Here is a 21611-nt window from a genome sequence, read left to right as displayed (position 1 = left end):
CAATTCGTCGGATGTGTGCGTGTTCGAGTGTGACCCATCGGATCACCACGCGCTCGGCGCGCAAATCAGCTCGGAGCGAACGGGCTGTAGCTCAGATGGACGGGATGAAGCCTGCGCGGACCTGGTGTGGACAGCGTGGCCGGGCGGAGCCGGAGTGGACGGGTTGTGCGGGTGCGGTTCGGACGTAGCCCAGCCTGGCTGAACGGAGCTCGACCGGTCATGGTGTCCCGACCTGCTGGCAGCGGGCTGGCAAGCCGGTACCAGGGGGCTGCCAGGCGGTTCGGGCAGGCTGACGCCGGTTCGCCTCTCCCGGAACGAAAGTCACGACAGTCGATGAACAGCGAAGAAATCCGGCGTGCGGGTCGGCGGGAATGGGTCGCGCTGGCGGTCCTCATCCTGCCGCTGCTGCTGGTCTCCATGGACGTCTCGGTGCTGTATTTCGCGGTGCCGTTCATTGTCCGCGATCTCGATCCCAGTGCGACACAGCAGCTGTGGATCTTCGATGTGTACGGCTTCGTGCTGGCCGGACTGCTGCTCACCATGGGCGCGCTCGGTGACCGCATCGGCCGCCGCAGGCTGCTGCTGATCGGTGCGGTCGGGTTCAGCGTGGCCTCCTTCGCGGCGGCTTACGCACCGAATGCGGAGTCGCTCATCGCGGCTCGCGCGGTGCTGGGCATTGCGGGGGCCACGCTCATGCCGTCCACCCTGGCGCTGATCCGCAATATCTTCACCCACGACGGCGACCGCACCAAGGCGATGGCCGTGTGGGCCGGAGTGATGACGGGCGGCGTCGCGATCGGACCGGTGCTCAGCGGCGCACTGCTGCAGTACTTCTGGTGGGGATCGGTGTTCCTGATCAATATCCCGGCGATGGTGGTGCTGCTGGTCGCGGCCCCGGCGCTGCTGCCGGAATTCCGTGGGGCGCGGACGGAGCGCTTCGACTGGCCGAGCGCGGCCTTGTCGCTGGCGGCGGTCTTCCCGGTCATCTACGGCTTGAAAGAGTGGGCCGCCAACGGATTCACCCCGGCGCGGCTGCTGATCCTGCTGGCCGGTCTCGCAGTCGGCGTGGTGTTCGCGATCCGGCAACGCAAGGTGCCCGAATCCATGCTGGATGCAGCGCTTTTCATCCGCCGCGCCTACTCGGTGTCGGTGGCCGCGCAGCTGCTCGGCATGTTCGCGCTGGTCGGCAACGCGGTGTTCGTGACCCAGTATCTGCAGTCGGTCCTCGGCTTGAGCCCGTTCATCGCGGCCCTGTGGAGCCTGGCCCCTGCCGTCCTGGTGGGCGGTGCCGCGCCGCTGGCAGCCGCGCTCGCGCCGAAGGTCGGCCCGGGTCCGGTGGTCGCCGCCGGATTCCTCGTCGCGGCTTCGGGTTTCGCGGTCATGGCCCTGGTGGGCGTGCATTCGCTGGTGCTGGTCTTGATCGCGGCAGGACTGCTTGGCGCGGGCCTGGTGATGGTGATGACCCTGGTCACCGACCTGGCAATCGGCACGGTCGCCCCCGAGCGAGCCGGTGCCGCCTCCGCGGTGCTCGAGACCGGAGGCGAATTCGGTGGTGCGCTGGGCATCGCGGTGCTCGGCAGCATCGGCGCGGCCGTCTACGAACACCACGTGGACCGAGCCGTTCCCGCCGACCTGCCCGCCGCCGCGGCCCACACCGTCCACGAAACCCTGGGCGGCGCAGTGGGTGTCAGCGCCGCCCTGCCCGGTGCGGCCGGTGACACATTGCTCGCCGCCGCTCGCGCGGCCTTCACCTCGGGCATGAACACCATGGCCGTGGCCGGTGCGCTCGTGATGGTGCTGGCCGCCCTCGGCTGCGGCCTGCTGCTGCGCACCGACCGGCCCGCCGCCGAACCCAGCGCAGCCGACGACGCGCTGGTCTGACCGGCAGCCGCCGCCTTCGCCAGGTGGCGCTAATTCAGCTGCCCGTCGCCTTTGCGGTAGCGCAGCGGCGGCACCTCGTAGCGGCGGCGGAAGGCGCGGCTGAACGCCGCCTCGGAGTCGTAGCCGACCTGATGGGCCAGGGCGGCAACCGGAATCGAGGTGGTGCGCAGCAGGGTCGCGGCGCGGGCCAGCCGCCGGTCGGCCAGGTAGGCGGCGGGCGGCTGGCCCATGCGGCGGGTGAATCGATCGGTGAACGTGGTGCGCGACATGGCCGCCAGGCCGGCCAGATCCGAGACCGACCAAGGGGCCGCGGGGGAGCGGTGGATGGCGGTCAGCACCGGCGCGAGCGCGGGATCGAGTGCGGCGGTGAGCCATCCGGGCGCGGCCGCATCGGTCGACCAGGCCCGCAGCGCGTGGATGAACAGCAGATCCAGGATGCGCGAGATCATCGCGGCCGCACCGGGTCTGGGCTCGATGACCTCGACCAGCAGCAGATCCAGACTGAGCGGCAACCACTCCCGGCCCGGACCCTGTCCGGAGATGACGATCGCGGGTGCGAGCACGGAAAGCAGTGGCGCCGCCTGCGGTTCGTCCACCAGGAACGACCCGGTCACCCAGGCGGCGGGGCCGTCGACGGCCTCGAGCTCGTGCGCGTCTCCGCGGGCCAGCACCACCATGTCCCCGGAACCGACTGTGGTGTCGGCTGATTCGCCCTCGACCCGTACTCGCACCGTGCCCCGCTCCACGATGTGCAGCACCCGCCCGGCCGGAACCCGCACCGGCGCACCGGGTCCGGCGGTGTGGCGGGAGACGCCCCGCCCCCGCAGCCGCACCGTCTCCAGGATCTCCGAGAGCGCATCCAAATCCCCGATTTCCGGTGAATCGGCAAAATTTCGCGGCGATTCCGTCATGGTCTTTGCCTCATCATCCGACTAGCGTAAATCCGGCAACCCGGGAAGCGAAGACGGATCAGCACTATGAGAGGAGATACGCCATGGCGGATAAGCCCGCGATAGTTCTGGTGCACGGATTCTGGGGTGGCGCGGCCCACTGGGCCAAGCTGATCGTGGAACTGCGCAAGCGTGGCTACGAGTCGCTGCATGCGGTGGAGAACCCGCTCACCTCCCTGGCCGACGACGCCGAGCGCACCCGCAAGATGGTGCGGCAGGTGGCGGGACCGGTACTGCTGGTGGGGCATTCGTACGGTGGCGCGGTCATCACCGAGGCTGGAACCGAGCCCAATGTCGAGGGTCTGGTCTATGTCGCGGCGTTCGCGCCGGACGCGGGGGAGAGCCCCGGTCAGCTCACCGAGCAGCTGCCGCCCGCCGCGGTCGATGTCATCGCCCCGGATTCCGACGGCTACCTCTGGATCGACCAGGACAAGTTCCACGGCGGCTTCTGCCAGGACCTGCCTGAGGACGAGGCACTGGTCATGGCCGTCACCCAGAAGGCCCCGCTCGGGTCCACCTTCGGTGACACCGTCACCGACCCGGCCTGGCGGTCCAAGCCGTCGTGGTACCAGGTCTCCACCGAGGACCGCATGATCAACCCGGACAACGAGCGCCGCATGGCCGAGCGCATGAACCCGCGCCGGACCGTCGAGTTGGCCGCGAGTCACGCCTCGCTGGCCTCGCAGCCGGTGGCCATCGCCGATCTGATCGATGCCGCGGTGGCCGATCTGGGCTACAACTAGCACGCTGTCGCCTCGCGGCGCATCCTGGCAGGGATGCGTCGCGGGGTTCTTGACTTTCTCCCTCCGCCCGCGCATCGTGGAATAGTTAGCAACGCTAATTGACGGGTGAAATCCGGTCGCCGGAACGCAACTCGCGACTCATGATGGCTGCGCGAGCCGAATCGGCGCGGATCCAGGGAGGCAGTTCATGGTCGACGACACCGCACGCGCGCAAATGACCCAGCAGATCGCCGACAGGCTCGCACAGAGCGAGGTCGCCAAGCGCTTCGAGCGCCTGATGGCCGACGAACAGATTCGCGTCGCCGTGCCGAAACCCGAGGTGAGCGCCGCGGCGCAGCAGTCCGGCCTGGGCCTGGCGCAGATCGCCGCGGCCCTCATGGAGGGTTATGCCGAGCGTCCGGCCATCGGCGAACGCGCCGCCGAGATCGTCGTCGACCCCGAGGGGCGGCGCACCCGGCGGCTGCTGCCCGAATACGAGACCACCAGCTACGGCGAGCTGTGGTCGCATGCCGGTCGGATCGCCGCCGGTCTGCATCACGGGGACCGTAATCCTTTGCGCGCCGGGGACTTCCTGGCCGTGCTCGGCTTCGCCAGCGGTGATTTCGCAGCCGTCGAACTCGCCGCCGTCCGGCTGGGCCTGGTCACCGTGCCGCTGCAGTCGAGTGCCTCTGCCGCGCAATGGCATTCGATCATCACCGAGACCGCGTCGCGGGCACTGGCGGTGAGCTTGGAACTGCTCGAACCCGCCCTCGACTGCGTGCTGAGCGGCACCCCGGTCACCTCGATCGTGGTGTTCGACTTCGAACCCGCCGACGACCGGCAGGCCGAGACCTTCGCCGCCGCGCAGCGTCGCGCCGAGGAGTCTGGCCTCGTCACCGTGGAATCACTTGCCGCCGTGGCAGATCGGGGTGCGACGCTGCCTGACGTCCCGCTGCACGTCGCGGCCGACGGGGACGAGCTCGCCCTGCTCATCTACACCTCCGGCAGCACCGGAACCCCGAAGGGCGCGATGTACCCGCACCGGCTGGTGGCCGGAATGTGGCTGGGCCCCACCATGATTCCGGCCCCGGTCGTGAACTTCTGCTACATGCCGCTGAGCCACGTGGCCGGGCGCATGGTGCTCAACGGCACCTTCTCCCGCGGCGGCACCGCCTACTTCGCCGCCTCCAGCGATATGTCGACCCTGTTCGAGGACATCGCCCTGGTCCGCCCCACCGAGATCTTCTTCGTACCGCGCGTGTGCGACATGGTGTTCCAGCGCTACCAGAGCGACACCGCCCGCCGCCGCGCAGCCGGTGAATCCGCCGCCGACGCCGACCTGGCCGTGAAAACCGCACTGCGCGAAGAGTTCCTGGGTGGTCGCCTGGCCCGCGTCATGGTCGGCAGCGCCCCCATCTCCGCGGAGATGAAGGAGTTCATGAACTCGGTGCTCGGGCAGCCGATGATCGACGGCTACGGCTCCACCGAGGCGGGCGGTGGCATCCTCATCGACAATGAGATCCGCCGCCCACTGGTCATCGACTACCGGCTCGAGGATGTGCCCGAACTCGGCTACTTCTCCACCGACAAGCCGCATCCGCGCGGTGAGCTGCTGGTCAAGACCATGATGCAGATCCCCGGCTACTTCAAACGCCCCGAGGTGACCGCGGAGATCTTCGACGCGGACGGCTTCTACCGCACCGGCGATATCGTCGCCGAGGTCCGGCCCGACTACCTCGTCTACGTGGACCGCCGCAACAACGTGCTCAAGCTGTCACAGGGCGAGTTCGTCGCCGTGGCGAAGCTGGAGGCCGCCTACGCCACCAGCCCGCTCATTGCGCAGATCTTCGTGCACGGCTCCAGTGAGCGAGCGCAATTGCTCGCGGTGATCGTGCCGACCGAGGCCGCCCGCGCACTCGAACCCGACGCGCGCGCCGCGGCCATCACCGCGTCGCTGCAGGACATCGCCAAGGCGTCGCAACTGGAATCCTATGAGATCCCGCGCGCCTTCCTGCTCGAGGACGAGCCGTTCACCCAGGAGAACGGGCTGCTGTCCGGCATCGGAAAGCACTTGCGGCCCAAGCTGAAAGAACGCTACGGCGCACGCCTGGACGAGCTGTACGCCGAGCTGGCGCAACAGCAGACCGACGAGCTGGCCGCCCTGCGTGCCGCGGCGGCCGACCTGCCGGTGCTCGAAACGGTGCGCCGGGCCGCTCGCGCGATTCTCGGTGGCGAAGAGCCCGCGCCCGACGCGCATTTCACCGACCTGGGCGGGGATTCGCTCTCGGCGCTGTCGTTCTCGACGCTGTTGCGCGAGCTGTTCGACGTCGAGGTGCCCGTCGGCGTCATCGTCAGCTCCGCCAACGGACTGGCCCAGCTCGCCACGCACATCGAAACCGAACGCGACTCCGGCGGCACCCGGCCGACCGCGGCAACCATCCACGGCGGCACCGAGATTCGCGCCACCGACCTCACCCTCGACCGGTTCGTCGACGCGCCGACCCTGGCGGCCGCGCCCACCTTGCCGCTCGCCTCGCAGCCGCCCCGCACGGTGCTGCTGACCGGTGCCAACGGCTACCTCGGCCGCTTCCTGTGCCTGGAATGGCTACAGCGCCTGGATGAGATCGACGGCACGCTGGTCTGCATTATTCGCGGCCGGGACGCCGAGGCCGCACGCCGACGGCTGGACGAGGTCTTCGACAGCGGCGATCCCGCGCTGCTCGCCCACTACCGCGAGCTGGCCCAGCGGCGGCTGAAGGTGCTTCCCGGCGACATCGGCGAGCCGAATTTCGGCCTGAGCCAAGCGGATTGGCAGGAGCTCGCCGACACCGTCGACCTCATCGTGCACCCGGCAGCACTGGTCAACCATGTCCTGCCCTACGGCCAACTGTTCGGCCCGAACGTGGTGGGCACCGCCGAGGTCATCCGCCTGGCCCTCACCACCACGCGCAAACCGGTCACCTACCTGTCCACCGTCGCGGTCGCCGCCCAGATCGACCCGGCCGTGTTCACCGAGGACGGCGACATCCGCGAGATCAGCGCCGTGCGCAGTCTCGACGACGGGTACGCCAACGGCTACGGCAACAGCAAGTGGGCCGGTGAAGTACTACTGCGCGAGGCGCACGACCTGTGCGGGCTGCCGGTGGCTGTATTCCGCTCGGACATGATCCTGGCGCACAGCGACTTCGCCGGACAGTTCAACCTGCCCGACATGTTCACCCGCCTGCTGCTCAGCGTGCTCGCCACCGGCCTGGCCCCGAAGTCGTTCTACGCCTTGGACTCCCACGGCAACCGCCGTCGCGCCCACTACGACGGCCTACCAGCCGACTTCACCGCCGCCGCCATCACCACCCTTGGTACGCGCGTCACCGAAGGCTTCGAAACCTACGACGTCCTCAACCCGCACGACGACGGCATCTCCCTCGACGAATTCATGGACTGGCTCATCGAATCCGGCCACCCCATCGACCGCATCGACGACTACGGCGACTGGTTCACCCGCTTCGACACCGCCCTGCGCACCCTGCCCGAACACCAGCGCACCGCCTCGGTCCAGCCGCTACTGCACGCCTACCACCGCCCCGGCCACCCCATCGCGGGCTCGCTGCTTCCGGCCAAACGGTTCCAGGCCGCGGTCCAGCAGGCGAAGCTCGGGCCGAACGGCGACATCCCGCACCTGACAAGGGAACTCATCGACAAGTACGTGACGGACCTACGCTTGCGCGGCTTGCTCTAACGCTCGCGCAGGTATCGGGAGAGCAGACCGGCCGCGTCGAGCCTCGCCAGGCTTTGCGCGGTCAGCCGGTCACGCCAATCCTCCAGAGCTCGGGCCAGGGAATCGGTGCCGCCCGCCGCGCGCACCTGTACGACAACGGTGGCGATCCGCCCGAGCGGGTAGCCGCCGCGGCGCAGTAGGTGCGCGAGCTCGGCGTCACGGCGGTCGTCGGCGGTGTAGCTGCGGTAGCCGGTGCCCGATTCCCTTGCCGGAAGCAGGATTCCGGCCCGCTCCCATTTCCGCAGCGTCGCCGCGGTCACCTGGAGATGGTGGGCCAGTTCGCCGATGCTCCAGGCGGTGGTCTCGGAAGTCGCTGCGGTGCCGTCGGTTTCGGCGGTCAGGTGGTGCACGGCCCGGCGGACGGTGTCGAGGGTGTCGCGATCGCGCAGCGACTGATCGTGGCCGCGATCGATCAGCAGCAGGGCGGTGTCCAGATCGTCCTCGTGGACGGCGGTCATGATCCGGCCCGCCGTCGCATGCCCGTAGGCCCGCACCAGCGCCAGGAACGCGTCCAGCGCGGCAACATGCGTCTCGGTGTAGATCCGGTAGCCGCTGGCCGTGCGGGCGGCGGGCGGCAGGAATCCGGCGTCCTCGTAGTTGCGCACGGCTTGGGCCGATAGACCGTGTGTGCGGGCTAGATCCGTGGGTCGCAGGTTGGACATCGGTTTGAGACTTTACTAGGAGATCGTGAAGACAACCTGGGCAGATATCGCACCAACTGCAAACGGACGTTTCAACGATACGATTCATGGACATGACTCAGGACATTCGAGACTTCGTCCCAGCCTCCTGCGAGCTGCTGGGCCTGGGGGAGCCGAACCACCAGGACCCCGCTTTCAGCCGGCTCCGCAATGAACTCCTCGCCACGCTGGTCGATCACGGCTTCCGCTCCATCGCCCTCGAGATCGACCGCGTCGCCGCGCTGACCGTCAACGACTACGTCCAGGGCGACCCCGGGGACCTCGAACAGGTTGTCCGCGCGGGCTTCTCCCACGAATGGGGCGAACGCGAGACCAACCGGCAGCTGATCGCCTGGATCCGCGACCACAACCGCACCCGGCCACCGGAAGATCGCGTCACCTTCCACGGATTCGACGCTCCCACAGAGAATTACAGTGCCCCCAGCCCCCGCCCCTACCTCGAATTCGCCCGCGACTACCTGGGCCTCGACCACGATGTGGCGCGCCTCGCCGGAGACGACCACCGGTGGAGCCGCCCGGAATCCGTCCTGGACCCGGCCATGTCCCCGGGCGCGACCCCCGAAGCGCGGCAACTGCACGACCTCGGCGAGGACATGCTCTTCGAACTCCACCGCCGCGCCCCCGAGCTGATCTCCGCCACGTCCCGCAGCCAATGGTTCAGGGCCGAAACGCATCTCACCGCCGGTCTGGGCCTGCTCCGCTACCACGCCCAGTGCGCCCGTCCCCTCCCGGCGGCCGTGCGCGTGACCCCGCTGCTCGCCATCCGCGACACGCTCATGGCCCACAACCTGCTCGCCATCCGCCGTCTGGAGTCCCGCCGCGGCCCGACCCTGGTCTTCTCCCACAACCTGCACCTGCAGCGCACCTCCAGCACCATGTCCCTGCCCGGCCAGGACCACACCTGGTCCAGCGCGGGCGCGATCATCGACGCCCTCGGCGATATCGACTACACGGTCATCGCCGGAAGCCTCGGCCGCAGTGCGGCTATCGGCCTGGGCGCACCCGCCCCGGACACCTACGAGGGCCTGCTGGACACCCACGTTCACACCTGGGGCCTGACCCCGGCCTACCAGGCCGGAACCGGCCACCCCCGCACGGATGCCGTTCCGCACGGCCATTTCCCGCTGACAGCGGACCTGCTCGAGCGGACCGACGTCATCCTCCACATCAGTGACGGCGCGGCGATATCGGAGCCGGTCCACCGCTGACCAACGCGGTGACCGTCCTGCGGTTCAGGACTCGGGATCGCCTGTCGCCGAGGCGATCTCCAGTCCGTGCTGCAGGGCGGCCACCGTGGCGTCGAGAATCTCGTAGAGCCCGCGCACCGACGGATCCGGCTGCGTCACCCAGTGGTCGAGGCCCACACCGAACGCCGAGAAGCAGGTGGAGGCCGCGAGTTTGGCGCGCAGATCGTCCTCGGCCAGTCCGCCGCGGTGGGCGAAATTGCGGGCCAGCGCGTCGCGGCGGCCGAAAGCGCCGGTGAAATTCTCCTGGCGCAGTTGCGGATTGGTAATCAGAACCAGGCGGGCCCGCCGCGCGGTGTCGGCCTGGCGGCGGCGCAACTCGGCCTGGGAATCGTCGAGCAGGAAATCACGCAGCGCGGCTCGCAGCGCGGCGAACACCGCCTCGCCGGGCGGGCGCAGGTCCAGCGCGGCCAGCAGATGCGCCATCACGTCCTCCTCGTGCGCGAACACGACGGCCGTCTTGGACGGGAAATGCCGGTGGAAGGTGCGGCGTGAGACGTGGGCGGCGTCGGCGATCTCCTGCACGGTGGTCTGCTCGAAGCCGCGGTGTTCGAACAGCAGCAGCGCGGCGTCGATCAATTCGCCGCGCACCCTGGCCTTTTCCCGTTCCCGCAGCCCGGTCGGTGCCGTCATCCCGTCCTCTCGTCGTCGTGTCGACCACCCTGGTGTCTCAATGTGACACTTCACAGGATAGTCTGACCGAAGTGTCTCACTGTGACACCAAGGCGAGATGAGTACGAGAGGACCCACCGATGACCCGACGCACCGTGATCACGCTGGTCTCGGCGGCACTGCTGGCCACCGGCCCGGTGACCGCCACCGCCCTGGCCGACCCGCCCGCCCGCACCGGGCAGGCCCCGGGAGTCGTGATCGGCGACGAGGCGCTACCGGAGAACCTATGGCTCGACGGCACGGGTTCGGCCCGCAAGCTGACCTACTGGACCCGCGACTCCTCCGATCAGCCCGCCCTGTCCACGGGTGTGGTGTTCACCCCCGCGGGCACCCCGCCGCCCGGCGGCTGGCCGGTGCTGTCCTGGGAGCACGGCACCGTCGGCATCGGCGACGACTGCGCGCCCTCGGTGACGGGCCGCTCCGACCGCGACAACGGCTTCCTGGCCACCTGGCTGAAGCAGGGTTACGCCATCGTCGCCACCGACTACATCGGGCTGGGCACCCCCGGCATCCACGCCTACCTCGACGGCCGCGCCGAGGCGCACGCCGCCATCGACATGGTCCGCGCCGCGCACGCGGTGAACGACACCCTCGCCCAGAAATGGGTGGCCATCGGCCAGTCACAGGGCGGCGGCGCAACGGTTTTCACCGCCTCGCTCGCGACTTCCTATGCGCCCGAACTGGATTACCGCGGCGCGGTGGCCACCGGCCCGGCCTCCAATATCGTCGACGCCGCCACCCTGATCGGCCCGAACACGCCGCCCATCGGCTCCTCGCACATCACCGCGTACGCCACCTACGTACTCAACGGCCTGAAGGCCGCGCGCCCCGACTTCGATCTCGACAGCTACCTCACCCCGCTCGGCAAGCAGCTGGTGACCGACGGGCAGACGCTCTGCTTCGCCGATATGGCCGACCGCGCCACCGGTATCTCGCTCAACCAGCTGGTGTCCAAGCCGCTGTCCGAGGGCGACTTCGTGCCCGTCGCGCGCACGGTCATGGATGTGCCGCTGACCGGTTACGACCGTCCGCTGTTCATCGGTCAGGGCACCAACGACACCGACGTGCCCGCGCCGCTGACCGCCAAGCTGGTGGCCGATATGGCCGCTGCCGGAACGCATCCCGAGGTGCACGTGTACCCGGGCAAGGATCACAGCGGCGCGATGATCGCGTCGCTGGCCGACAGCGTGCCGTTCGTGGCGCGCCTGTTCGCCTGACCCGAGACATGGGAAAGGCCGAGTGGCGCAACGCCGCTCGGCCTTGTCGAGGCAAGTCGGTTCAGCCGATGGTGACCGTGGTGTCGATGAGTCCGAAGACCTCACCCTGCGGTCCGGCCACGATGCCCATCCGCCCGAACGGGCTGTCGTCCGGCCCCATCATGACCGTCGCGCCCAGCTCCTTGGCCTTCTCCAGCGCGGCGTCGGTGCCCGCGACCTGGAACCAGGTCAGCCAGTAGTTGGCGTCCGGTCCGGGCTGGCCGGTGGTGTCGGCCGCGCCGCCCATGGGACGGCCGTCGGCTCCGGCGAAGGTGGAGTAGGTCATGCCGCCGCCACCGATCTCCTCGAAGGACCAGCCGAAGACCTGACGGTAGAACTCCTGCGACGGCGCGTACGCAGTGGTGTGCAGATCGTTCCAGCAGTACGCGCCGGGTTCGTTGAAGATCCCGGCTCCGGTGTGCGCCTTGGGCTCCCAGACGCCGAACACCGCGCCGCCGGGGTCGGCGGCGATGGCCATGCGGCCGACGTCCATGACGTCCATGGGCGGCATGAACACCATGCCGCCCGCCGCCTGCACCGCGCCCGCGACCGAGTCGGCGCTGTCGGCGGCGAAGTAGGTGGTCCACACCGAGGGCATCGGTCCCGGACCCATCTTGGGCCCGATGCCGGCGGCCGGGCGGCCGTCGAGCATGGCCATCAGATAGCCGCCGGCCTCCGGCGGGCTGTCGAGCACGTCCCAGCCCAGCAGCTGGGAGTAGAAGTCCCGCGCGGCGGCGGGATCGTCGACGGAGCAGTCGACCCAACACGGAGTTCCTTGCGGCCAAGGCTTGTCGGTTGTGGGCATGGGATCCTCCCGAGAACGGTCGGTGTGGGCCTGTCGGAGGGCAGGCGCATGGTCAGCTAACCACGCTTCCCGGTCCTCCGGACTCGTAATACCGACCGGTCGTGAATTGATATTGAACCTTCGCCGACGACTCGCCGACCGCTCTCACGCGCGGTGCGGATAGGCCCCGCCGTCGACCACGATCCGCTGGCCGGTGAGGTATCCGGCGGCGGGGGAGACCAGGAACGCCACCACGTCGGCGACCTCCTCCGGACGGCAGACATGACCGAACGGCGAACTCGCGTCGAGGTCCGCGGCCCGCGCGACGGCGCCGCCGCTGAGCGCCTTGGTGAGCCGGTCGCCCATATCCGAGGCGACCAGACCCGGCGCGACGATATTGACGTGAATCCCGTTGGCGGCCTCCTCCTTCGCGAGGGTGTGCGCCAGCGCCTCGAGCGCGGCCTTCGCCATGTTGTAGGGCGCGCCGTTCGCACCGAGACCGTGCGCGGCCACGCTGCTGATCATGACGATGTCGCCGCGCGGGCACTCGCGCATTCCCGGCAACACCAGCCCGCTCAGGTGATGCGGCCCGATGGCCTGAATGCGCAGCAGCCGTTCCACTTCGGCGGGATCGGTGTCCGCGACCGACCGGCCGCGGCTGGCGATGCCGCCATTGTGGACCAGCACGCTGATCGGTCCGAGCTCACCGCTCACCCGATCGACCATGGCGGCCACCGCGTCCGGATCGTCGACGGGAGCCTGCACGGCCAGCGCGCTCGCACCGGTCGCACGCAGTTCGGCCACGGTCTCCTCGGCCGATTTCTCATCCCGTGCCCAGTTCACCGCGACCGCCGCCCCGCGCGCGGCCAGCGCGTGGCTGATGGCCCGCCCGATCCCGCGTCCGCCGCCGGTCACCAGCGCCACCCGTCCCGCCAATTCGCCTGTTGCTGTGCTCATTCGGCCAACCTATGACACGGGGCACGTTTGCGTACGAGAGTGTCGGCCGTTACAGTCCGACCGTTGGGTACGCGGTTGTTTCCAAACGATGCCATGGGGATGGGATGAGACTTCGGAAGATCAGGGCCCGCACGCTGGGCGCGCTCGCACTGCTGGCCACGGCCGTGACCGTCGGGGCGATGGTCCAGCCGCTGGCCACGGCCGAACCCGACGCCGGAGCGCTGGGCGCGGGCTGGACCGCCACCGCCGATGCGCCGCCGCAGTATCCGGGCGTGCACATCGACTGGGATGTGCCGATCACCATGAGCGACGGCACCGTCCTGAAGGCCAATGTGTATCGGCCCATGGACGCCGCCGGGCACATCGTCGACACCCCGCTGCCCACCATCGTGAACCTCACCCCGTACACGAAACTCGTGTCCATGATCGCGGATTCGGCGCTGTCGATTCCGGGACTGTCGGACACGCTGTCGGGTTTCCTGCAGGGTTTCGACCTGTCCGGTGTCGGTCTCGGCGGCCTCTCCGACCTGGTCAAGACGCTCCCCGGCGGGGCGGCCCGGGTCTTCACCGCCGACCGCAAGCTGATCCAGTCCGGCTACACCCAGGTCGTCGCCGACGTGCGCGGCACCGGCTTCTCCGAGGGCGTCTGGCAGGTCTTCCAGGAGCGCGAACAGCGCGACAGCGCCGAGGTCATCGACTGGGCCGCGCAGCAGCCGTGGTCGGACGGCAAGGTCGGCATGTCCGGCATCTCCTACTCGGCCATCAACCAGCTGCAGGCCGCCGAACTGTCTATTCCGGCAAATTGGGGTAAATCGGTCTCAGTCGGGCTCGCTCTGGTGAAGCAGGCAGTGGCGTAATGCTCTCTGAATGAGGGAAATTCGAGCATTCGAAACGAGTGGTACCTAATTGACCACAAGGTGTTCCCGTAATTCGCCTGTGGCGGTGAAGATTCCGCGCTATCGTCGAACGCATGAGCGGTCTGGCCGCTGAAGTGCAAGTCAGATACACGTACCGACTGCGCATGTCGAGCACAGCTCGTAAGGCGATACTGGCTGAGTGGGATCGGTGCCGGTGGGTGTGGAATCAATGCGTGGCGCAATCGCGGATTGCGCACGCAAACAACACCTCCATCAGCTTCGCTGGTCTGTGTCGGATGCTCACGGAATGGCGAGCCGAACATGACTGGCTTCGCGCGGGTTCATCGGTGCCGCAGCAGCAAGTCATCCGAGACTTTTCGCGTTCACGACGAAAGGCGATGGCCGACATTGCGAATCGAGTGCCGCTGCGGCGCCGTGCTGGATGGCCGCGATTCAAGAAGAAGCACCTCGCACGACCGACGATGAACTACACCCTGCGTGGCCATCGACTCATCGATGGCGCGCTGATTCTGGCGGGCGGTATCTCGGTGCGGGTGGTGTGGTCGCGCGACTTGCCGGGCGTACCGTCGAGTGTCCGCATCTACTGTGACGCGCTCGGGCATTGGTACGCGTCATTTGTGGTTGCAGCGCCCCGGGATCCGCTCGCCAGCACTGGTTCGGCGATTGGCATCGACTGGGGCGTGGCTACGATCGCGACGACTACAAGTACCACTCACGATCTCGCTCATCCTCAGTATGGGCGGACCTCAGCCGCGCGATTGAGCCACTGCCAGCGAGCGATGGCGCGCCGTCGACCGGCGCGCGGGACTTCTGCTTCCGCTGGCTACCGGCGGGCCAAGATTCGGACCGCTCGGCTGCACATGAAGGTCGCACGCCAGCGTCGCGATACGGCTCACAAGTGGGCCAAAGCCGTGGTGCGGGACTTCGATCGGATTGCGGTCGAGGACTTCCGACCCCGCTTTCTGGCAGGTTCGAAGATGGCGCGTAAGGCCGCTGACGCTGCAATCGGCGCCAGCAAGCTGGCACTGACAGCGATGGCTCGCAAACATGGTCGCGAGATTGCCTTCGTGCCTCCGCAATTCAGCACAATGGACTGTGGGAGATGTGGTGCGAGAACCAAACACCACTTGCCACTATCCTTGCGTACCTACACTTGCGCTCGTTGTGGGCAGATTTCGAATCGCGACCTCAACGCTGCGCGCGTTGTTCTAAACAGGGCTGGTTTCGCCCCTGCTGGTGCTGAGAACGTCAGACCTGTGCGTTTGCTGAACGACCAGGCAGTTTGAGCCAGAAATCGCCCGCCTCACGTGGGCGAGGATTCAAGTTCTTCGACTACATCAACAATCTCGATAGCAGCTATTTTCTCGTCCTCGAAGGTGTCACGGGCGAGCAGATCGGCGTAGAAGCCGTTGCGCTCCACCAGTTCCCGATGCGTGCCGCGTTCCACGACCCGGCCTTGATCCAGCACCACGATCTGATCGGCGTCGCGGATGGTGGACAGCCGGTGCGCGATGGTGATGGTGGTCCGGTTGGCCGACAGGGCGTCGATGGCCGCCTGCACCTCCCGCTCGGTGCGGGTGTCCAGCGCGCTGGTCGCCTCGTCGAGCACCATGATCGGCGGATTGCGCAGGATGGCGCGGGCCACCGCCAGGCGCTGCTTCTCACCGCCGGAGAAGCGGTAGCCGCGTTCGCCGACCTTGGTGTCGTAGCCGTCGGGCAGGCTCATGATGTGGTCGTGGATCTGCGCGGCGCGGGCCGCCTCGTGCAGTTCCGCGTCCGTCGCTTCGGGTTTGGCGAAGCGCAGATTGTCCGCGACCGAGGAGTGGAACAGGTAGGTCTCCTGCGAGACCACGCCGACGGCGCTGGACAGGTCGGCGAAGGACAGGTCGCGCACATCGACACCGTCGACGGTGACCCGCCCCGAGGTGACGTCGTAGAGCCGGGCCACCAGGTAGCCGAGAGTCGTCTTGCCCGAACCGGTTTCGCCGACGATGGCGAGGCTGGTTCCGGCCGGCACGTCGATATCGATGTCGCTCAACACGTCTCGATCGGAGTCGTAGGCGAATCCGACATGCTCGAACCGCACCGCACCCGACACCTGCTTCGGCAGCTTCGCGGGCTTGCTCGGCTCGGTGATATCCGGTCGCAGATCCAGGTATTCGAAGATCCGCCCGAACAGCGCCAGGGAGCTCTGGATGTCGACACCGGTCGACAGCAGCATGACGGTCGGCCGCAGCAGTCCGCTCTGCAAGGTGGTGAACGCGACCAGGGTGCCGATCGACACCATGGGATGCCCGGAGGCGACGGTCATTCCGGCCGCCCAGTAGATCACCGCGGGCATGGCCGCCATGACGATCGAGATGGTCGACTGCCGCCAACGCCCGGCCATGCTGGAACGGATCTCCAGATCCACCAGCCCGCGCGATTCGTGAGTGAAATCGTCGACCAGGGCGGGCGCGCGACCCATGGTGCGCGACAACAGGATTCCGCTGACCGACAGCGATTCCTCCACGATGGCCGACATGCCCGCCAGCTTGCGCTGCTTTTCACCGGTGATGCGCCGGCGCTCGGAGCCGACCTTGCGGCTGATCCACACGAACAGCGGCAGCATCAGCAGCGAGACCAGGGTGAGCCGCCAATCCAGCGCGAACATGGCGATGACCGAGGCGACGACGGAGGTGAAGTTGGAGACCAGGGAAGTAAGGGTCGAGGTGACCGTGGACTGCATGCCGCCGATGTCATTGGCGATGCGCGACTGCACCTCGCCGGTGCGGGTGGTGGTGAAGAACGCCAGCGGCATGGACTGCAGCCGCGCGTACACCGCGGAGCGCAGATCGTGCATGACGTTCTGCCCGACCGCGGTCGAGATATAGGTCTGCAGGACACCGAACACGCTGTTGAGCGCGGCCACCGCGATCATGCCCACGGCCAGCAGGGTCAGCAGTCCGGTGCGACCGTGCGGCAGGGCGTCGTCGATGATCCCGCGCAGCAGGAACGGTGAGGCCAGCCCGGCCAGCGAGGCCAGACCGACGAGGGCCCCGACCAGGGCCAGGCGGCCGCGGTAGGGCTGGAAGAGCCGGACGATCCGGCCGAGTTCTGTCTGAGAGGTCTTCTCTGCTTGGTTCGAAGCCATAGCGCCTCCTTTCGATGCGGAGTCATGCGCTGTAACTGAGTCTGACTCATAATTGTTCCCGGGACAATGAGTTATGCTCTAGATCATGGCGAGCGACGACGACCTGGCCGAACTCTTCTTCCGCAGCACCAAGCGACTGCGCCGAGCCCAATCGGCCCGCCTGGCACCCCTCGGCCTCACCCCCGCGCAGGCTCGCGCGCTGCGCATCATCGGCCGCTTCGACGAGCACGCCGACGAACCCCTGCGCATGTCGGCGCTGGCCGAGCATCTCGGCATCGTCCCCCGCTCCGCGACCACCGTGGTCGACGCCCTCGTCACCGCCGGACTCGTTGCGCGCGAAACGGATCCGGCCAACCGCCGCGCCACCCTGGTCACCCCGACCGCCGCGGGCCGCAAGGTCCTGGCCGAGATGTCACAAGCCCGCCGCGACGCCGCCGGGGAGATGTTCGCCGCCCTCTCGCCCGATCAGCGCCAGGCCCTGCGCGATCTGCTGGCCACCCTGGTCGGCGACGACGTGCCGCGCCCCGAGTAGCAGGCCGGGTCCGCTCGATCGCGCGGGGTGGTCGCCCGGGCCTGTCCGGGGCCGGGAGTACGGTCGGTGACGCTCGTTGTCGATCCGCTCATTTCGACCCGGTAAGGAAGCGATATGCCACGGGAGTTGGCCGATCTACCGTTCGCGCGATTTCTGGAGCCGCGCGAGGAAATAGAGAGTGCGGGCGCCTACGACTGCGCGCACTTCGACGGTCTCTCGCTCGACGATCCGCAGGTGCGCGGCGTGACGTTCACCGAATGCGCGGTATCGGCCACCACGGTCACCGGCGGCTTCTTCCGGTATTCGCGATTCAATGATGTGTGGCTGGGCAGCACCCGCTGGATTCGCACCGATCTGTCCGAAACCAGTTGGATGGACGTGGAATTCGTCCTCGCGGCCCTGTCCGGTGTCGAGGCGTTCGGGTCGACGCTGCGGCGGGTGAGCTTCCACAACTGCAAGTTCGATTCGGTGAACCTGCGCGGCGCGGTGCTCAACGAGGTGAAGTTCGTGGACTGCGTGCTGCGCGATCTGGATGTCACCGACGCCAAGCTGACCTCGGTGAGCTTCCCCGGCACGGAGATCTCCGGGCTGACGCTGCGCAACGCCAAGTTGAAGAACGTGGACCTGCGCGAGGCCCGCTCGCTCGGCATCACCGGCGGCGTGGAATCGCTCTCCGGCGCGGTCATCACCAATATGCAGCTCCTGGACCTGGCCCCCGTCTTCGCCCACACCTTCGGAATCACGGTCAAGGATCTCTAGTCCGTAGCGTAAGTGAACTGACTCGAGTTACGCTCCTCACATGACGGAGTGGCAGCCCACGGCATGCATCCTGTGCGAGTGCAATTGCGGCATCCAGGTGCTGCTCGGGCCGGACGGCCGGACCTTCGAGAAGATTCGCGGCGACAAACTGCATCCCGCCTCGGAGGGCTACACCTGCAACAAGGCGCTGCAGCTGGATCGCTACCAGAACGGGCACACCGGGCGGCTGACCTCGCCGCTGCGGCGGCGGCCGGACGGCAGCTTCGAGGAAATCGATTGGGACACCGCGATTTCCGAGGTCTCGGCCCGGCTACTGGAGCTCGGCCACCACTTCGGCGGGGAATCGATCTTCTATTACGGCGGCGGCGGTCAGGGCAATCACCTGGGCGGTGCGTACGCGCCCGCCACCATGGCGGCCTACGGCATCAAGTACCGGTCCAGCGCGCTGGCGCAGGAGAAGACCGGTGACTTCTGGGTGGGCGCGCGCATGGCCGGACACCCGATGCGCGCCGATGTGGAGCATGCCGAGGTGGCGTTCTTCATCGGCAAGAATCCGTATCAGTCGCACGGCTTTCCGCGGGCCCGCACCGTGCTCAAGGAGATCGCCAAGGATCCCGCCCGGTCGATGATCGTGCTGGATCCGGTGCGCACCGAGACCGCCGAGCTGGCGGACTTCCACCTGCAACTGCGCCCCGGCACGGACGTCTATCTGCTGTCGGCGATGGCCGCGATCCTGGTGCGCGACAACCTGATCGACGAGGAGTGGCTGGCCGAGCATGCGACCGGCCTGGATGCGGTGCTGCCGGTACTGCGCGCGGTCCCGATCGAAAAGTACTGCGCCATCGCCGATGTCGACCTCGACCTGGTCACGGCCGCCACGCACCGCCTGGCGCGGGCCGAGTCCGTTGCCGCGCTCGAGGATCTGGGCGTGCAGATGAACCGGTACTCGACGGTGGTGAGCTATGTCGAGAAGCTGGTCTGGGTGCTCACCGGCAATGTCGGAAAGCCCGGCACCCAATACGCTTTCACCGGCCTGACCAATCTCGGTCACGACCGCGGGCATCCGGCGGGGGAGGGGCCCAAGAGCCCCGTGGTCGGCGCGCAGATCGTCAGCGGCCTGGTCCCCTGCAATGTGATCAGCGAGGAGATCCTGACCGATCACCCCGCCCGGTATCGCGGCATGATCGTCGAGAGCGCGAATCCCGCGCACTCGCTGGCGGATTCGGCGCGTATGCGCGAAGCGCTGGAGGCGCTGGAGCTGGTGGTGGTGATCGACGTCGCGATGACCGAGACCGCCCGGCTGGCCGACTACGTGCTGCCCGCCCCCACCCAGTTCGAGAAATACGAGGCCACGTTCTTCAATTTCGACTTCCCGCGCAATATCTTCCACCTGCGCCACCCGGTGCTCCCGGCACCGGACGGGGTACTGCCCGAACCTGAGATCCACGCCCGGCTGGCCGAGGCCGCCGGGGTTGTGGGCGAGGCCGACTACGCGCCGCTGCGGGCCGCGCTCGCGCAGGGCCGCGAAGCGTTCGCCATGGCCTTCCTGGGCGTCCTCGGCGATCCGGTCCGCTCGAAACTGGCTCCCGTGCTGCTGTACCGCACGCTGGGCGAGACGCTGCCCGATGGTGCCGCCTCGGCCGCACTGCTGTGGGCGGCGGCCTACAACATGGTCCGCAGGTTCCCGGCCAGCGTCGAACGTGCCGGGTACGGAACGGGTTTGGCGGCGGGGGAGCGGCTGTTCGAGGCCATCCTCACCGGCAAGCATGGTGTCGTCATCTCCGAGGACGATTACGCCGAGACCTGGAACAGGCTGCGTGACAAGGTGATCCGCCTGGAGATCCCGGAACTCCTGGACGTGATCGCCACCCTGCCCGACGCCCCGGACGACGGCGGCGACTGGCCGTTCATCCTCTCGGCCGGTGAACGCCGGGCCTTCACCGCCAACACCATCTTCCGGGATCCGGCCTGGCGCAAGCGCGATGCGGCCGGAACCTTGCGGATCAGCACCTCCGACGCGGACCGCCTCGGCCTGGCCGCCGGTGACCTGGTCCAGGTGACCACCCGGCGCGGCTCCGCCCAGGTCCCGGTCGAACCCACCGACCGCATGCGCCCGGGTCACCTGTCGCTGCCCAACGGCTTCGGCCTGTCGGTCGAGGACGCCGCGGGCACCCCCGTCACCACCGGCGCCGCCCCGAACGAGCTGACCTCCTTCGATTCCCGCGACGAATGGGTCGGCACCCCCTGGCACAAGTACGTCCCCGCCCGCCTGGATACCGTGACCGCATGAAACGAACGAGTTTCGCGAACTGGCCGTGCACCGTGGCCCGCACGGTCGACCTGCTGGGTGACTGGTGGACGCCACTGATCCTGCGCGAAGCTTTCTACGGCGCACAGCGTTTCGACGACTTCGAAGCAGCCTTGGGTCTCAGCCGCAATATCCTCACCCAGCGACTGACCCGCCTGGTGGAGGCCGGGTTGCTGACCAAGGTTCCGTACCAGGACCGCCCGGTCCGCCACGAGTACCGGCTGACCGATCAGGGGCGCGACTTCTTCCCGGTCATCGCGGCCATGATGGCCTGGGGCGACCGCTACCTCGCCCCCGACACCGGCAAGCCGATCGTCCTGCACCACACCACCTGCGACCACGACACCCACGCCGAAGTCGTCTGCTCCCACTGCCGCGAACCCCTTCGGCACGAGGACATCTCCGCCCGCCTGGGCCCGGGCTTCCCGCCGCGCCTGCGCGAATCCGCCATGGCGACAGGTCGTTTCGACGCCTAGTTCTGCGGCTCCTCGAGGCGATGCTCCTCGATATCGGTCGACAGGGACACGCCGTTCACCTCGAGGAAGAGGTGGCGGTCGGTGACCGAGAGGGTCAGTTCGTTGCGGCGGTCGAAGGCCGCGGCTCCGTCGGCGATGAAATCGCGGTCGAAGGCGTAGACGGGAATGTCGGCCGCGCGGTGAATCCGCTTGGCGGGCAAGGCGGCCAGCACCTTCACCGGGTCGCGGTGGGTGTAGATGGCGACTCGATCGGCGAGCTTGCTGGCGCGGTGGATGCGGTCGGAGTCGGGAGCGCCCACGTCGATCCAGCCGACGAGCCGGGTGGTGAGGTCGCGGATGACGACCGGCGGCTCGTCGGCCGAGGACACGCCGCCGTCGCTGAAGGTGATGCCCTCGGTGTATTCCAGGCAGTACGCCAGGATCCGGGTGAGCATGTACTCGGCGGTCTCGGAGGGATGCCGCGCGACCCGAAGCTCGAGCTCTTCGTAGACATTGCGGTCCACGTCCGCCAGGTGGATGGCGACGGTGTGGATGGTCGAGTTCAAGGCCATAAGGATTGCAGCTTATCCGGGTACGGCAGACT

18 protein-coding genes are annotated in these 21611 nt (G+C 68.1%); 11 read left to right on the top strand and 7 right to left on the bottom strand.

The genetic code is table 11. From position 1 onward, the window contains the following. The first annotated feature begins 333 nt into the window (after positions 1 to 333). Positions 334 to 1881: an MFS transporter gene (locus ACYVN4_RS22820; protein ID WP_460723989.1), complete on the top strand. Its 1548-nt coding sequence runs from the start codon at positions 334 to 336 to the stop codon at positions 1879 to 1881. 29 nt (positions 1882 to 1910) lie between these two features. Here the strand turns inward: ACYVN4_RS22820 and ACYVN4_RS22815 are convergent, their stop codons facing one another. Further along, positions 1911 to 2792: an AraC family transcriptional regulator gene (locus ACYVN4_RS22815; protein ID WP_460723988.1), complete on the bottom strand. Its 882-nt coding sequence runs from the start codon at positions 2790 to 2792 to the stop codon at positions 1911 to 1913. Positions 2793 to 2875: 83 nt separating this feature from the next. Between ACYVN4_RS22815 and ACYVN4_RS22810 the strand changes: the two genes are divergently transcribed. Together ACYVN4_RS22810 and car are read left to right on the top strand one after the other, a co-directional pair. Continuing rightward, the gene (locus tag ACYVN4_RS22810; protein WP_460723987.1) at positions 2876 to 3574 is read left to right on the top strand and encodes an alpha/beta hydrolase; all 699 of its coding nucleotides are present in this window, start codon (positions 2876 to 2878) and stop codon (positions 3572 to 3574) included. Between the two features lie 187 nt (positions 3575 to 3761). Beyond that, complete coding sequence (gene car, locus ACYVN4_RS22805) at positions 3762 to 7289, top strand: carboxylic acid reductase (protein WP_460723986.1); 3528 nt, start codon at positions 3762 to 3764, stop codon at positions 7287 to 7289. On the opposite strand, the gene ACYVN4_RS22800 is transcribed toward car, so the two are convergent. Further along, entirely contained in the window at positions 7286 to 7990 is a 705-nt protein-coding gene (locus ACYVN4_RS22800) for a MerR family transcriptional regulator (RefSeq protein ID WP_460723985.1), read from the bottom strand. The genes car and ACYVN4_RS22800 overlap by 4 nt on opposite strands. Before the next feature lie 92 nt (positions 7991 to 8082). Here ACYVN4_RS22800 and ACYVN4_RS22795 point away from each other — a divergent pair, with 92 nt between their 5' ends. Beyond that, the gene (locus tag ACYVN4_RS22795; RefSeq protein WP_460723984.1) at positions 8083 to 9237 is read left to right on the top strand and encodes an erythromycin esterase family protein; all 1155 of its coding nucleotides are present in this window, start codon (positions 8083 to 8085) and stop codon (positions 9235 to 9237) included. A gap of 24 nt (positions 9238 to 9261) precedes the next feature. Here the strand turns inward: ACYVN4_RS22795 and ACYVN4_RS22790 are convergent, their stop codons facing one another. Next, the gene (locus tag ACYVN4_RS22790) at positions 9262 to 9906 is read right to left on the bottom strand and encodes a TetR family transcriptional regulator (RefSeq protein WP_460723983.1); all 645 of its coding nucleotides are present in this window, start codon (positions 9904 to 9906) and stop codon (positions 9262 to 9264) included. 119 nt (positions 9907 to 10025) lie between these two features. On the opposite strand from ACYVN4_RS22790, the gene ACYVN4_RS22785 reads away from it, so the two are divergent. Continuing rightward, positions 10026 to 11162 carry a lipase family protein gene (locus ACYVN4_RS22785; protein WP_460723982.1) on the top strand — a complete coding sequence of 379 codons (1137 nt, stop codon included), beginning with the start codon at positions 10026 to 10028 and terminating at the stop codon, positions 11160 to 11162. A gap of 61 nt (positions 11163 to 11223) precedes the next feature. Here ACYVN4_RS22785 and ACYVN4_RS22780 read toward each other — a convergent pair whose 3' ends face one another. After that, the gene (locus ACYVN4_RS22780) at positions 11224 to 12006 is read right to left on the bottom strand and encodes a VOC family protein (RefSeq protein WP_460723981.1); all 783 of its coding nucleotides are present in this window, start codon (positions 12004 to 12006) and stop codon (positions 11224 to 11226) included. Positions 12007 to 12150: 144 nt separating this feature from the next. After that, positions 12151 to 12942, bottom strand: a complete 792-nt coding sequence (locus ACYVN4_RS22775) for an SDR family NAD(P)-dependent oxidoreductase (RefSeq protein WP_460723980.1) — start codon at positions 12940 to 12942, stop codon at positions 12151 to 12153. Positions 12943 to 13046: 104 nt separating this feature from the next. Here ACYVN4_RS22775 and ACYVN4_RS22770 point away from each other — a divergent pair, with 104 nt between their 5' ends. Both ACYVN4_RS22770 and ACYVN4_RS22765 read left to right on the top strand, forming a co-directional pair. Beyond that, positions 13047 to 13799: a CocE/NonD family hydrolase gene (locus tag ACYVN4_RS22770; protein WP_460723979.1), complete on the top strand. Its 753-nt coding sequence runs from the start codon at positions 13047 to 13049 to the stop codon at positions 13797 to 13799. 113 nt (positions 13800 to 13912) lie between these two features. Beyond that, the gene (locus ACYVN4_RS22765; protein ID WP_460723978.1) at positions 13913 to 15106 is read left to right on the top strand and encodes an RNA-guided endonuclease InsQ/TnpB family protein; all 1194 of its coding nucleotides are present in this window, start codon (positions 13913 to 13915) and stop codon (positions 15104 to 15106) included. Positions 15107 to 15123: 17 nt separating this feature from the next. On the opposite strand, the gene ACYVN4_RS22760 is transcribed toward ACYVN4_RS22765, so the two are convergent. After that, positions 15124 to 16953, bottom strand: coding sequence for an ABC transporter ATP-binding protein (locus ACYVN4_RS22760; RefSeq protein ID WP_460723977.1), 1830 nt, complete (start codon positions 16951 to 16953; stop codon positions 15124 to 15126). An 85-nt stretch (positions 16954 to 17038) separates the two neighbouring features. Between ACYVN4_RS22760 and ACYVN4_RS22755 the strand changes: the two genes are divergently transcribed. From ACYVN4_RS22755 to ACYVN4_RS22740, 4 genes are all read left to right on the top strand, one after another. After that, the gene (locus ACYVN4_RS22755) at positions 17039 to 17485 is read left to right on the top strand and encodes a MarR family winged helix-turn-helix transcriptional regulator (protein ID WP_460723976.1); all 447 of its coding nucleotides are present in this window, start codon (positions 17039 to 17041) and stop codon (positions 17483 to 17485) included. Between the two features lie 114 nt (positions 17486 to 17599). Continuing rightward, the gene (locus ACYVN4_RS22750) at positions 17600 to 18244 is read left to right on the top strand and encodes a pentapeptide repeat-containing protein (protein WP_460723975.1); all 645 of its coding nucleotides are present in this window, start codon (positions 17600 to 17602) and stop codon (positions 18242 to 18244) included. 40 nt (positions 18245 to 18284) lie between these two features. Then, positions 18285 to 20534, top strand: coding sequence for a molybdopterin-dependent oxidoreductase (locus ACYVN4_RS22745; RefSeq protein WP_460723974.1), 2250 nt, complete (start codon positions 18285 to 18287; stop codon positions 20532 to 20534). Continuing rightward, positions 20531 to 21028 (top strand): winged helix-turn-helix transcriptional regulator, encoded by a 498-nt coding sequence (locus tag ACYVN4_RS22740; protein WP_460723973.1) that lies wholly within the window; start codon positions 20531 to 20533, stop codon positions 21026 to 21028. The genes ACYVN4_RS22745 and ACYVN4_RS22740 overlap by 4 nt, the downstream gene beginning before the upstream one ends. Here the strand turns inward: ACYVN4_RS22740 and ACYVN4_RS22735 are convergent. After that, positions 21025 to 21579 (bottom strand): YaeQ family protein, encoded by a 555-nt coding sequence (locus ACYVN4_RS22735; protein WP_460723972.1) that lies wholly within the window; start codon positions 21577 to 21579, stop codon positions 21025 to 21027. The genes ACYVN4_RS22740 and ACYVN4_RS22735 overlap by 4 nt on opposite strands. Between the last annotated feature and the right edge of the window lie 32 nt (positions 21580 to 21611).

The sequence above is a fragment of the Nocardia heshunensis genome (assembly GCF_054782115.1).
This window is presented reverse-complemented; position numbering and strand designations above follow the sequence as displayed.

Excerpts from the sequence above, each read along its gene's own strand:
- ACYVN4_RS22740 (WP_460723973.1), top strand. The coding sequence starts at position 20,531 with ATGAAACGAACGAGTTTCGCGAACTGGCCGTGCACCGTGGCCCGCACG.
- ACYVN4_RS22810 (WP_460723987.1), top strand. The coding sequence starts at position 2,876 with ATGGCGGATAAGCCCGCGATAGTTCTGGTGCACGGATTCTGGGGTGGC.
- ACYVN4_RS22775 (WP_460723980.1), bottom strand. The coding sequence starts at position 12,942 with ATGAGCACAGCAACAGGCGAATTGGCGGGACGGGTGGCGCTGGTGACC.
- ACYVN4_RS22770 (WP_460723979.1), top strand. The coding sequence starts at position 13,047 with ATGAGACTTCGGAAGATCAGGGCCCGCACGCTGGGCGCGCTCGCACTG.
- ACYVN4_RS22765 (WP_460723978.1), top strand. The coding sequence starts at position 13,913 with ATGAGCGGTCTGGCCGCTGAAGTGCAAGTCAGATACACGTACCGACTG.
- ACYVN4_RS22745 (WP_460723974.1), top strand. The coding sequence starts at position 18,285 with ATGACGGAGTGGCAGCCCACGGCATGCATCCTGTGCGAGTGCAATTGC.
- ACYVN4_RS22795 (WP_460723984.1), top strand. The coding sequence starts at position 8,083 with ATGACTCAGGACATTCGAGACTTCGTCCCAGCCTCCTGCGAGCTGCTG.
- ACYVN4_RS22750 (WP_460723975.1), top strand. The coding sequence starts at position 17,600 with ATGCCACGGGAGTTGGCCGATCTACCGTTCGCGCGATTTCTGGAGCCG.
- ACYVN4_RS22815 (WP_460723988.1), bottom strand. The coding sequence starts at position 2,792 with ATGACGGAATCGCCGCGAAATTTTGCCGATTCACCGGAAATCGGGGAT.
- ACYVN4_RS22785 (WP_460723982.1), top strand. The coding sequence starts at position 10,026 with ATGACCCGACGCACCGTGATCACGCTGGTCTCGGCGGCACTGCTGGCC.
- ACYVN4_RS22800 (WP_460723985.1), bottom strand. The coding sequence starts at position 7,990 with ATGTCCAACCTGCGACCCACGGATCTAGCCCGCACACACGGTCTATCG.
- ACYVN4_RS22820 (WP_460723989.1), top strand. The coding sequence starts at position 334 with ATGAACAGCGAAGAAATCCGGCGTGCGGGTCGGCGGGAATGGGTCGCG.
- ACYVN4_RS22760 (WP_460723977.1), bottom strand. The coding sequence starts at position 16,953 with ATGGCTTCGAACCAAGCAGAGAAGACCTCTCAGACAGAACTCGGCCGG.
- ACYVN4_RS22735 (WP_460723972.1), bottom strand. The coding sequence starts at position 21,579 with ATGGCCTTGAACTCGACCATCCACACCGTCGCCATCCACCTGGCGGAC.
- ACYVN4_RS22780 (WP_460723981.1), bottom strand. The coding sequence starts at position 12,006 with ATGCCCACAACCGACAAGCCTTGGCCGCAAGGAACTCCGTGTTGGGTC.
- ACYVN4_RS22790 (WP_460723983.1), bottom strand. The coding sequence starts at position 9,906 with ATGACGGCACCGACCGGGCTGCGGGAACGGGAAAAGGCCAGGGTGCGC.
- car (WP_460723986.1), top strand. The coding sequence starts at position 3,762 with ATGGTCGACGACACCGCACGCGCGCAAATGACCCAGCAGATCGCCGAC.
- ACYVN4_RS22755 (WP_460723976.1), top strand. The coding sequence starts at position 17,039 with ATGGCGAGCGACGACGACCTGGCCGAACTCTTCTTCCGCAGCACCAAG.